Annotated in this window: 11 protein-coding genes and 1 pseudogene; 9 read left to right on the forward strand and 3 right to left on the reverse strand. The window is 72.8% G+C overall.

The genetic code is table 11. From position 1 onward, the window contains the following. The 6 genes and pseudogenes from N4P33_RS26260 to dnaK all read left to right on the forward strand — a co-directional run. A pseudogene (locus N4P33_RS26260) lies at positions 1 to 651 on the forward strand (hypothetical protein); the annotation flags it as partial. 166 nt (positions 652 to 817) lie between these two features. Then, entirely contained in the window at positions 818 to 1,879 is a 1,062-nt protein-coding gene (locus tag N4P33_RS26265; protein ID WP_260829251.1) for an ATP-binding protein, read from the forward strand. A gap of 59 nt (positions 1,880 to 1,938) precedes the next feature. Then, on the forward strand, positions 1,939 to 3,672 hold the full coding sequence (locus N4P33_RS26270) for a DUF2201 family putative metallopeptidase (protein WP_399030138.1): 1,734 nt from the start codon (positions 1,939 to 1,941) through the stop codon (positions 3,670 to 3,672). Between the two features lie 89 nt (positions 3,673 to 3,761). Then, positions 3,762 to 4,187 (forward strand): OsmC family protein, encoded by a 426-nt coding sequence (locus N4P33_RS26275; protein ID WP_260829253.1) that lies wholly within the window; start codon positions 3,762 to 3,764, stop codon positions 4,185 to 4,187. A gap of 74 nt (positions 4,188 to 4,261) precedes the next feature. Next, positions 4,262 to 5,005: a glycerophosphodiester phosphodiesterase family protein gene (locus N4P33_RS26280; RefSeq protein WP_260829254.1), complete on the forward strand. Its 744-nt coding sequence runs from the start codon at positions 4,262 to 4,264 to the stop codon at positions 5,003 to 5,005. A 117-nt stretch (positions 5,006 to 5,122) separates the two neighbouring features. Next, entirely contained in the window at positions 5,123 to 7,015 is a 1,893-nt protein-coding gene (gene dnaK, locus N4P33_RS26285; protein WP_260829255.1) for a molecular chaperone DnaK, read from the forward strand. Positions 7,016 to 7,039: 24 nt separating this feature from the next. Here dnaK and N4P33_RS26290 read toward each other — a convergent pair whose 3' ends face one another. Together N4P33_RS26290 and N4P33_RS26295 are read right to left on the reverse strand one after the other, a co-directional pair. Further along, a complete protein-coding gene (locus tag N4P33_RS26290) occupies positions 7,040 to 7,855 on the reverse strand; it encodes an SAM-dependent methyltransferase (RefSeq protein WP_260829256.1) in 816 nt (271 codons plus the stop codon). A 30-nt stretch (positions 7,856 to 7,885) separates the two neighbouring features. Then, positions 7,886 to 8,749, reverse strand: a complete 864-nt coding sequence (locus tag N4P33_RS26295; protein WP_260829257.1) for a helix-turn-helix transcriptional regulator — start codon at positions 8,747 to 8,749, stop codon at positions 7,886 to 7,888. A gap of 417 nt (positions 8,750 to 9,166) precedes the next feature. Between N4P33_RS26295 and N4P33_RS26300 the strand changes: the two genes are divergently transcribed. Next, positions 9,167 to 9,592, forward strand: a complete 426-nt coding sequence (locus N4P33_RS26300; RefSeq protein ID WP_260829258.1) for a hypothetical protein — start codon at positions 9,167 to 9,169, stop codon at positions 9,590 to 9,592. Here N4P33_RS26300 and N4P33_RS26305 read toward each other — a convergent pair. After that, positions 9,574 to 10,395: a helix-turn-helix domain-containing protein gene (locus tag N4P33_RS26305; RefSeq protein ID WP_260829259.1), complete on the reverse strand. Its 822-nt coding sequence runs from the start codon at positions 10,393 to 10,395 to the stop codon at positions 9,574 to 9,576. The genes N4P33_RS26300 and N4P33_RS26305 overlap by 19 nt on opposite strands. 146 nt (positions 10,396 to 10,541) lie before the next feature. On the opposite strand from N4P33_RS26305, the gene N4P33_RS26310 reads away from it, so the two are divergent. Next, positions 10,542 to 10,847, forward strand: coding sequence for a 4a-hydroxytetrahydrobiopterin dehydratase (locus N4P33_RS26310; RefSeq protein ID WP_260829260.1), 306 nt, complete (start codon positions 10,542 to 10,544; stop codon positions 10,845 to 10,847). A gap of 5 nt (positions 10,848 to 10,852) precedes the next feature. Next, a partial coding sequence (locus tag N4P33_RS26315) for a class I SAM-dependent methyltransferase (protein WP_260829261.1) occupies positions 10,853 to 11,339 on the forward strand: 487 nt, incomplete at its 3' end.

Consider the following 11,339-nt stretch of genomic DNA (forward strand, 5'->3'; position numbering starts at 1 on the left):
ACCCACAGCGGCGCCGAGGCCCGCGCGGCGGTCCGCGCGGCGCTGCGCCGGCCCGTGGAGGAGGGCGCCGAGCACTACCGCCCGACGCGCGGCTCCGAGCCGATCGTGCTGGCCTCCGGCAACCTCGGCCTGGTCTCCTTCCCGGACGTGCCGCACCGCATGACCAAGGAGGAGATCGACGCCCGGCACCCCGCGCTGCTGCCGACCCTCGCCAACCATCCCGGCATCGGCTTCCTGCTGGTGCGCAGCGAACGGCACGGCGGAGTCGTCCTCGGCGCCTACGGCGCGGAGATCCCGCTCGACGAACTCGACGACAACCCCGGCCCGCTCGCCGCGTTCGGCCCGGGTGCCGCCGAGGTCGTCCGCCGCACCCACTCCTTCCCGCACACCGCCGACATCATGGTCAACTCCTTCCACGACCCGGCCGACGGCGAAGTCCTCGCTTTCGAGGAGCAGATCGGCTCCCACGGCGGCCTCGGCGGCGCCCAGTCCCGCGCGTTCCTGCTGTCCCCCCTCGCCCTGTCCGCGCCCGTCGCCGACGGCACGGAACTCGTCGGCGCCGAGCAGGTCCACCAGGTGCTGCGGCGCTGGCTGAACGAGTCGGGCGGTGCGCGCGAGGCCGAGGAGCCTCGCCGCGAGCGCGCGGCCTGAGAGCCCGCCCGACCCCTCCTGGGGAAAAGCCCCGCACGCCCCCCTCCCGGGAAATTCGGCTGCGTGTGCGATCCCCGCAGCCCACACTGATCGCACCGGACACCACGCCCCCGCGCGACCGCTCGTCCGGCCGTCACCGAATCCTCAGCGAACCAGGAGCCCCTGCGTGCAGGCTGCCGTCACCGTCACCCCCTCCCGCGTCCCCGACCTGCTGCTCGGCCTCGCCACCGTGCGGCCGGTGTTCCTGTGGGGCGCCCCCGGCATCGGCAAGTCCTCCCTGGTCAGGGAGTTCGCCGAGTCGCTGGGGCTGGAGTGCGTGAGCCTGCTGGGCACCCAGCTCGCCCCCGAGGACCTGATCGGCGTCCCGCAGATCCGCGACGGCCGCTCGGTGTTCTGCCCGCCCGAGGCCATCGCCCGCGACGAGCCCTACTGCCTCTTCCTGGACGAGCTCAACGCCGCCACCCCTGACGTGCAGAAGGCGTTCTACTCCCTGATCCTGGACCGCCGTATCGGGAACTACGAACTCCCCAAGGGCTCCATCGTCATCGGCGCCGGGAACCGCTCCACCGACAACGCGCTCGCCCGCCCCATCGCCTCCGCGCTGGTCAACCGCCTCACCCACGTCCATCTGGAGGCCTCCCCGAAGGACTGGCTGGTGTGGGCCGCGAACCACGGCATCCACCCCTGGATCGTGGACCACCTCACCGACCGCCCCGACCACCTGTGGTCCAAGCCGCCCAAGACCGAGGAGCCGTTCTCCACGCCCCGCTCCTGGCACATACTCTCCGACGCGCTGCACTCCTTCGGCCGCGACCTCGACGAGGACACCCTCAAGGTCCTCGCGCACGGCACGCTCACCCCGGCGCACGCCACCGCGTTCTGCGGCTACGTCAAGATCGTGCGCAGCCGCTTCGGCATCGAGGCGATCCTGCGCGGCGACGCCCGCTGGCCGCACCGCCCGGAGGACCGCGACCTGCTGTACTACCTCGCCGAGTCGTTCCGCGGCCGGCTGATCAAGGAGCTGCCGGCGAGCAAGGAGCACATGTCGGCGAGCGGCCGGCAGACCGCGTACCGCGCCAAGTCGCTGCTGGTGCAGCTCGCCGAGATCTCCGTCGAGGTCGCCCAGACCGTCATCGCCTCCGACGCCGACGGCAACCCGCTGCTGCCGTCCTGGTTCCTGGTGGAGGCGGCCCGCGACATGCCCCGGCTGGTGGAGGCGCGGCGGTGAGCCGCACTCCCGCCAAGAAGAAGAAGCGGGACCTGGCGGGCGAGGCGTTCGCCGAAGGCATGCGGCTGATGCGGGCCAACCCGGCGCTCGCCGCGCTCGACTTCGACACCTGCCGCCGCGAGGACTGCGCCCTGGCCCCGCGCCACGGTCTGCTGCGCGTCGATTCCAACGGTGTCCTGCACGCCCACCCGGACCGCCTCGCCGACCCCGCCGTGTGGGCGTGGTCGCTCGCGCACGCCGCGCTGCACCTGGGCTTCGGGCACGTCCCCGCCGACAAGAAGGAGCGGCCCCAGCCCGACCGGCCCGACGTGGCGGCGCGCTGCGCCGTCGTCAACCGCTTCCTGCTCACCTTCCCGGTGGGCCGCGCCCCCGACGACCTGCCGCTGTCCTACCCGGACGGCGACGAGGAGCAGCTCGCCGCCGCCTGGCGGCGTACCGGAATCCCGGCCGCCTACGAGCGCTGCGGCACCGCGGGGGACGAGAGCGACCAGGTCCTGGTGCCCACGGAGTGGTTCGTCCAGCAGCTGCCCGACTGGCCGCTGGCCTTCGCCACCGCCCTGACCCGTACCGTGTCCGCCGCGATGGACATGGCGGGCGGCCGCCGCGACACCCTCGACGGCGAACCGGCCCGCCGGCGCCCCTGGGAGGAGGCCCTGAGCTGGTTCGTCTCCTCCTACCCGCTGCTCGGCGGCATCGCCGCCGGCATCAAGCTGGTCGCCGACGCCGAACTCGCCCGCGCCCACGGCATCTCCGTCGCCGCCGTCGACGCCGAGGCGGGCGAGATCTACGTCAACCCGCTGCGGCAGTTCGAGGACGAGGAGTGGCGGTTCATCCTCGCGCACGAGATGCTGCACGCCGCCCTGCGCCACGGCGACCGCTGCGGCGGCCGCGACCCGTACCTGTTCAACGTGGCCTGCGACTACGTCATCAACGGCTGGCTGCGGGAGATGCAGGTCGGCACCATGCCCGAAGGGCTGCTGTACGACCCCGAACTCGCCGGCCTGTCCGCCGAGGAGGTCTACGACCGCATCGCCGGTGACCTCAGGCGCATGCGCCGCCTGGCCACCCTGCGCGGCAAGGGCCTCGGCGACATCCTCGGCGCCCCGCTCACAGAGCCCCGCGACCACGTCGACCTCGACGGCTTCTACCGGCGCGGGCTCGCCCAGGGCCTGGACCTGCACCAGCGGCAGGAACGCGGCTACCTGCCCGGCGGGCTGGTCGAGGAGATCCGGGCGCTCAGCCATCCGCCGCTGCCGTGGGACGCCCGGCTCGCCCGCTGGTTCGACGAGTTCGTGCCCCGCCCCGAGCCGCTGCGCTCCTACGCCCGCCCCTCCCGCCGCCAGGCCTCCACCCCGGACATCCCGCGCGCCGGACGGTACTTCCCGCCCGAGGAGGTGCCCCGCTGCACCTTCGGCGTCGTCCTGGACACCTCCGGCTCCATGAACCGCACCCTGCTCGGCAAGGCGCTCGGCGCCATCGCCTCCTACGCCGAGGCGCGGGACGTACCGGCCGCGCGCGTGGTGTTCTGCGACGCCGCCCCGCACGACGCCGGGTATCTGCCGATCACCGAGATCGCCGGCCGGGTGCGGGTGCACGGCCGCGGCGGCACCGTGCTGCAGCCCGGCATCGATCTGCTGCAGCGCGCCGACGACTTCCCGCCCACCGCGCCGGTGCTGGTCATCACCGACGGCTGGTGCGACGTGCTGCGGGTGCGGCGCGAGCACGCCTATCTGATCCCGCGCGGCGCGCGGCTGCCGTTCACGGCCCGGGGGCCGGTCTTCCGGGTGAGCTGAGCCGGAGTGTGATCGGATGGGGGCGAGGGAACCCGGCGACGGGTTCTCCCACCGCCCAGGTACAGCAAGAGGATTCGAGAGGTTTCGTCGTGGCAACCACGCGTTCCGCACACACCGTCTGGGAAGGCAACCTGCTCGAGGGCAGCGGTGTCGTCACCTTCGACTCGTCCGGCATCGGCCAGCAGCCGGTGTCGTGGCCGTCGCGCGCCGAGCAGGCGAACGGGAAGACCAGCCCGGAGGAGCTGATCGCCGCCGCCCACTCCAGCTGCTTCTCCATGGCGCTGTCGCACGGCCTGGCCGGCGCCGGCACCCCGCCCACCAAGCTCGTCACCTCGGCCGACGTCACCTTCCAGCCGGGTGAGGGCATCACCGGCATCCACCTGACCGTCGAGGGCACCGTCCCCGGCCTCGACAACGACGCGTTCGTCGCCGCCGCCGAGGACGCCAAGAAGAACTGCCCGGTCAGCCAGGCCCTCACCGGCACCACGATCACCCTGTCGGCGAAGCTCGCCTGACCCGCACGCAGCACCCGCAGGCCGCCCCCTCACCGGGCGGCCTGCGGCACGTCACCTCCCTGGAGCCGACCACCATGACGCCCCGCCCCGCCGTCTCCGCCCACCGAGGAGGCGCCGAGCGTGCCGCACCGGCGTCCTGGGAGGCGTACGAGGACGCCCTCGCCTCCGGGGCCGAGTACGCCGAGCTGGACGTGCGCCGCACCGCCGACGGCGTGTTCGTCGTCCACCACGACCCTCGCGCCGGACGCACCGGCCCGCTGCTGTCCACGCTCACCCACGCCGAGCTGTGCGCCCGCGCCGGACGGGCCGTGCCGATCGTGGACGACGTCCTGGAGCTGATCGCCGGGAGGCTCGTCGCGCACCTCGACCTCAAGGAGACCGGCCACGAGCGGGAGCTGATCGACCGGGCGATCGCCCTGCTGGGCCGGGACGGCTTCGTCGTGACCACGCTGGAGGACCGTTCCGTCGCCGCCGTCACCGCCGCCTTCCCCGGCGTGCGCACCGCGCTGTCCCTCGGCCGGGACGGCCGGGACATCCCGCGCGGCCGGCTGCTGTCCACCCGGATCGGTGAGCTGCTGCCGATGCGCCGGGTGCGCGCCTGCGGCGCCCACGGGGTCGCCGTGCACCAGCGCCTCGCCCGGGCCACGGTCCTGCGCGAGGCGGCCCGCAACCACCTGTTCACCATGGTGTGGACCGTCAACGACGACCGCCCGATGCGCGACTTCCTCACCGACCCGCGGGTGGACGTACTGATCACCGACCGGCCCCGGCGCGCGGTGGAGCTCCGCGCCCGCTCAGGCGCACCCGCCGGCCGCTGACCGGCACTGCCGTTGACGAGCCCGCCGTTGACAAGCACCCACTCAAGCTATTGACAAAGGGCCGCTCAAGTTTTGTGCTGGAAGTCCGGAGAGGTGCCCTGGCGGAAGGGGACAGCGATGGGACGTGCGGTCGGAATCGACCTGGGAACCACCAACTCGGTGGTCGCGGTGCTCGAGGGCGGTGAGCCCACCGTGATCGCCAACGCGGAGGGCGCACGGACCACGCCCTCGGTCGTGGCCTTCGCCAAGAACGGAGAAGTGCTGGTCGGCGAGGTCGCCAAACGGCAGGCCGTCACCAACGTCGAACGCACCGCCCGCTCCGTCAAACGGCACATGGGCGACGCCCACTGGCGCTTCCCCGAGCAGGGCTCCGTGGACGGCACCCGCTACCGCGCCCAGGAACTGTCCGCCCGCGTGCTGCAGAAGCTCAAGCGGGACGCCGAGTCCTACCTCGGCGAGGACGTCACCGACGCCGTGATCACCGTACCGGCGTACTTCGACGACTCCCAGCGGCAGGCCACCAAGGAGGCCGGTGAGATCGCCGGCCTGAAGGTGCTCAGGATCATCAACGAGCCCACGGCCGCCGCCCTGGCGTACGGGCTGGACAAGGAGAACGACCAGACGGTCCTTGTCTTCGACCTCGGCGGCGGCACCTTCGACGTGTCCCTCCTCGACATCGGCGAGGGCGTCATCGAGGTCAAGGCCACCAACGGCGACACCCACCTCGGCGGCGACGACTGGGACATGCGCGTCGTCGAGTACCTCGCCAAGCGTTTCAAGGGCCAGTACGGCATCGACCTCGCCCAGGACAAGATGGCCGTGCAGCGCCTGAGGGAGGCCGCCGAGAAGGCCAAGATCGAGCTGTCCTCGTCCTCCGAGACCACCATCAACCTGCCCTACATCACCGCCTCCGCCGAAGGCCCCCTGCACCTGGACGAGAAGCTCACCCGCGCCCAGTTCCAGGAGCTCACCGAGGACCTCCTGGAGCGCTGCAAGACGCCCTTCCACCAGGCCGTCAAGGACGCCGGGGTGAAGCTCTCCGCGATCGACCACGTGATCCTCGTCGGCGGTTCGACGCGCATGCCCGCCGTCACCGACCTGGTGCGGGAGCTGACCGGCAAGGACCCGCACAAGGGCGTCAACCCCGACGAGGTCGTCGCCGTCGGCGCCGCGCTCCAGGCGGGCGTCATCCGCGGCGACGTCAAGGACGTGCTGCTGCTCGACGTCACCCCACTGTCCCTCGGCATCGAGACCAAGGGCGGCATCATGACCAAGCTGATCGAGCGCAACACCACGATCCCCACCCGGCGTTCGGAGATCTTCACCACCGCCTCCGACAACCAGCCCTCGGTCGGCATCCAGGTCTACCAGGGCGAACGCGAGATCGCCGCCTACAACAAGAAGCTCGGCGTCTTCGACCTCACCGGCCTGCCGCCCGCCCCGCGCGGCGTCCCGCAGATCGAGGTGGCCTTCGACATCGACGCCAACGGCATCATGCACGTCTCCGCCAAGGACCTCGCCACCGGCCGCGAACAGAAGATGACCGTCACCGGCGGCTCGGCCCTGCCCAAGGAGGACATCGACCGCATGATGCGGGAGGCCGAGCAGTACGCGGAGGAGGACCGCAAGCGCCGCGAGGCCGCCGAGACCCGCAACCAGGCCGAGCAACTCGTCTACCAGACCGAGAAGTTCCTGCGCGAGAACGGCGACAAGGTGCCCGGCGACACCACGTCCGAGGTCGAGTCGGCCGTCGCCGAGCTCAAGCAGCAGCTCGAACAGCAGGCGGACACCGCCGCGTTGCGCGCCGGCGTCGAGAAACTCGCCGCCGTCAGCCAGAAGATGGGCCAGGCGATGTACGCCCAGACCCAGCAGACCCCCACCGAGGACGCGGGCCGGCAGGCCGGGGCGCAAGGCTCGCCCGGGGCTTCGTCGCAGGACGACGAGAGCGTCGTCGACGCGGAGATCGTGGACGACGAGAACCCCGACGACCGCAAGGGCGGGGCGGCCTGAGCCGCCGCCCGGCTCACCCCCGGCTCACGGCTTGCGGGCGACCCCCGCGTACACCGGCACGATGCCCTCCGCCTGCGCGGCCACGTCCTCCGCCTCCGGGCGCCATCCGTGCACCGGGATCACGCCGGGGCCCAGCAGCTCCAGCCCGGTGAAGAAGCGCGAGAAGTCGGCGAGCGAGCGCGGGTGGAAGGGCGTACCGCTGCGCCGGAAGTGCTCCGCCGCCTGCCCGACCGCCTCCGGACTCAGATCCGCCGTCACCTGGGACAGGATCAGGTAGCTGCCGGGGGCGAGGGCGGCGACGTAGCGCTCCAGCAGGCCGTACACGTCGTCGCCGTCGGGCGCGTCGTCCAGGTAGTGGGTCAGCGCGACCAGCGACAGCGCCACCGGACGGCCGAGGTCCAGCGTCTCACCGGCCTTGCCCAGCAGCGCGTCCGCGTCCCGTACGTCGGCGTGCACATACGCCGTGGCGCCCTCGGCCGTGCCGTGCAGCAGCGCCTGGGCGTGCCGCAGCACGATCGGGTCGTTGTCCGCGTACACCACCCGCGACTCGGGCGCGACCCGCTGCGCCACCTGGTGCAGATTGGGCTCGGTGGGTATGCCCGTGCCGATGTCGAGGAACTGGCGTATCCCCGCCTCGGCTGCGGTCCTGGTCGCCCGGTGCATGAAACGGCGGTTGGCGCGCGCCCCGCGCACCACCGTGCCGTCCGCCGCGAGGATCCTGCGGGCCAGCTCCTCGTCGACCGGGTAGTTGTCCTTGCCGCCCAGCCACCAGTCGTAGACCCGCGCCGGATGCGGGCGGCTGGTGTCTATGGGGGCGCTCAGTGCGTCGGATCCGCTCACAGGCCGTCCTTCCCCTCTTATGCCGTTGTCTCAGTACCGGTCCCGCCACGCGCTCAGCAGCTCGCGGGTGCGTTCCGCGGAGGCCGCCCGCGCGGTCATGTGGTCCAGGACCTCCAGATGCGCCGACACTTCCGTACGGGAGTCCAGATACAGGGCGCCGGTCAGATACTCGGTGAACACCATGTCGGGCAACTCCGGCTCGGCGAACCGGAACAGCGTGAACGGCGCGTATGTCCCCGGGTGGGGGCCGCCGGCGAACTCCGCGATCTGCAGCGTGATCCGGTCCCGCTCGGAGTACCGCAGCAGCCGCTCCAGCTGCTCGCGCATGACCCGGCCCTCGACGCTCACCGGCCGCCGCAGCACCGTCTCGTCCATGATCACCCACAGGTGCGGCGGGTCCGCGCGCTCCAGCAGCCGCCGGCGTTCCATGCGCAGCGCCACATGCCGCTCGACCGCCTCGGGCCCGGCCGTCCCGATCGTCCCCGCCTCCAGCACCGCCCGCGCGTAGTCCTCGGTCTGCAGCAGGCCCGGCACGAAGTGCGGCTCGTAGGAACGGATGATCCGGGCGGCGCCCTCCAGGCTCACGTACAGGCTGAACCACTCGGGCAGCACATCGTGGAACCGCTGCCACCAGCCCGGCCGGTTCGCCTCCTCCGCGAGCTCGACGAACGCGGCCGCCTCCCGCTCCGGCACGCCGTACGCGGACAGCAGGATCTGTACGTACGGGATCTTCAGCGCGACCTCGGCGGTCTCCATCCGCCGTACGGTCGCGGGCGCCACCCGCAGCACCCGGGCGGCCTCGTCGCGCCCGAGGCCCGCCGCCTCCCGGAGCTCCTGCAGCCGTCTGCCGAGCACCACCTGCCCCACCGTGGGTGCGGCCCGCCGCTCACTCACACCCGGCCTCCCAACGCGCCCAACCCTGCGATCAGTCTGTCACGCCGGCCCCACACTCTCACGGCCCGAGCAGGTCCCACCCTTGACCCTGCCGCACCGCCCGCTCTGGTTCCCGTGCCTGTTCGTGGCGTGGCGTCCGCTCTGGTTCCCGCGCCCGTGCCTGCCGTCCCCGCCCGCTCTGGTTCCCGCGCCCGTGCCTGCCGTCCCCGCCCGCTCCGGCTCCGCGGACTGCCCTGCCCTCCTGCCGCTCCGCGCCCGCCCCCCTTCCCGCCGGGCATTACCCCGCTGGTAATCGACCGCGCCCCCTGCCCGGCGGGATCGTGTGACTCGGGCGGTCTCCGGGGCGGCGCACTCCGGTCCGGGGGCCGCCGCTCTTGCCCTAACCGACCGACCGATCCCGACGGAGGGTGATTCGTCATGTCCGCGATCCAGCTCACCGCGCTCGCCCGGACCTCCGACCCGGGGGCCGCGCTGCGCCGCTTCCTCGCCCTCGACGCCGTCGTGACCGGCGGCAACGCGCTCGCCTACCTGGCACTCTCCGGCCCGCTCGGCCGGTTCCTCGGCGTGGACTCCGGGCTGCTGCTCGGTCTCGGCGCGTTCCTCGCCGTCTACGCGGCCGGAGTCGGTCTGCTCGCAGCCCGCCGGCACCCCCCGGCTCTCGGCGTACGCGCGGTCGTCGAAGCCAACCTCGCCTGGTCGGCGGTGAGTCTGGCCGCGCTCGCGCTGTGGCTCGCCCCGAGCACGGCGGGCGCGGTGTGGACGGTGCTCCAGGCGCTCACGGTGGCCGGTTTCGCGCTGCTCCAGCACATGACGCTCAAGGCGCGTCAACTCAGCCAGGTCTGAAGGTACTTCGCCGTCGCCGGGTCCGCCGGGAGCAGCGTCTCCACGGCCAGCTCGGCGACGGTCACGTCCATGGGCGTGTTGAACGTGGAGATCGAGGAGACGAACGACAGTATCCGCCCCTGATGCTCGATCAGCAGGGGGAGCGCGAAGTACGCCGCCGCGTCCCCCGTCTCCTCCTCGAGCCCCGCACCGGTCTCCGGAACGGGATACGCGGCCACCTCCTCGTACAGCGCCCGCAACGGCTCCGAACGGCGCAGCGCGATCTGCTGCTCCATGCGCTCCAGCAGATGCCCGCGCCACTGCCGCAGATTCCGGATGCGCGGCGCGAGCCCCCGCGGATGCAGCGTGAGCCGCACCGCGTTCAGCGGCGGCACCAGCAGTGACTCCGGAACTCCCTCGAACAGCGTCATGACCCCGCGGTTGGCCGCCACCACGTCGTACATGGCGTCCACCACCAGCGCCGGATACGGCTCGTAGCCCCCGATCAGCCGCTCGATGCCCGCCCGCAGCGCGTCCAGCGCCGGATCGTCGAGCGGCGTGTGCGGGAACCGGGGCGCGTAACCGGCCGCCACCAGCAGGGCGTTGCGGTCCCGGACCGGCACGTCCAGATGCTCGGCCAGCCGCAGCACCATCTCCTCGCTGGGCCGGGCACGCCCCGTCTCGATGAAACTGATGTGCCGCGCGGAGGACCCGGCCCGCAGCGCCAGCTCCAGCTGACTCACCCGCCGCTGCTCCCGCCAGGCCCGCAGCAGCGGCCCCACGCCCCCGGCTTCGGACGCGGCGTCCGACGTAGCAGTGCTCATGCGGCCGACCGTAGCCGACAACCGGCCGGACAGGGGAGTCGCACCCTGCTGACCAGGGGCCATGGAGGGCAGGCTGTGGCACGCTGAGAGGCGAGCCCCTCTCGAAGTTCCCCCACGTGCCCCCCACCGGCGAAGGAGCGCAGTCCATGCCCGTCGAACCGCTGTCGCAGAAGGAGATCGAGGACCGGCTGGCGGAGCTGCCCGGCTGGTCGCTCGACGGGGACCGGCTCACCCGCTCCTACCGTCTCGGCTCGCACTTCGCGGCCACGGCGATGGTCGTCCACATCGCCCAGGTGCAGGAGGAGCTCGACCACCACTCCGATCTCACCCTCGGCTACAACACCGTGGCCCTGGCCGTGAACACGCACAGTGCGGGCGGCGCCGTCACGGAGAAGGACGTCGAGCTCGCCCGCAGGGTGGAGGATCTGGCCCCGGGCCACGGGGCACACTGAGACGCGTGCTCGACTACGAGGAGGAAGCCCAGCGCTACGACGGCCTCCGCGGCGGCGAACCCCGGGCGGCGGCGGCCGCCGAGGCCGTGCTCGGCCTGATACCGGAGCAGGCCCGCGAGCTGCTCGACGTGGCCTGCGGCACCGGGCTCGTCACCCGCCGGTTCGCCGCCGCCCGCCCCGGCCTCAGCGTGACCGGCGTCGACCTCGCCGCCGCGATGACCCGGATGGCCGCGTCCCGCCTGCCCGGCCATGTCGTACGCGGCGACAGCCGCCGGCTGCCGTGCGCCGGCGCCCGGTTCGACGCGGTCGTCAGTGTCTGGCTGCTGCACCTGCTGGCCGGACCGCGTGAAGTCGCCGCCGTCATCGCCGAGTGCGCCCGCGTCCTGCGCCCCGGCGGCGTCTACGTCACCACCGTCGACAAGGGCGCCGCGCACAACGTCGGCAGCGACATCGACGCCGTGCTCGCCGCCCGCCCGCGCAGCCCCGTGCACG

It is taken from the genome of Streptomyces sp. 15-116A (assembly GCF_025290915.1).
Lineage (GTDB): Bacteria > Actinomycetota > Actinomycetes > Streptomycetales > Streptomycetaceae > Streptomyces.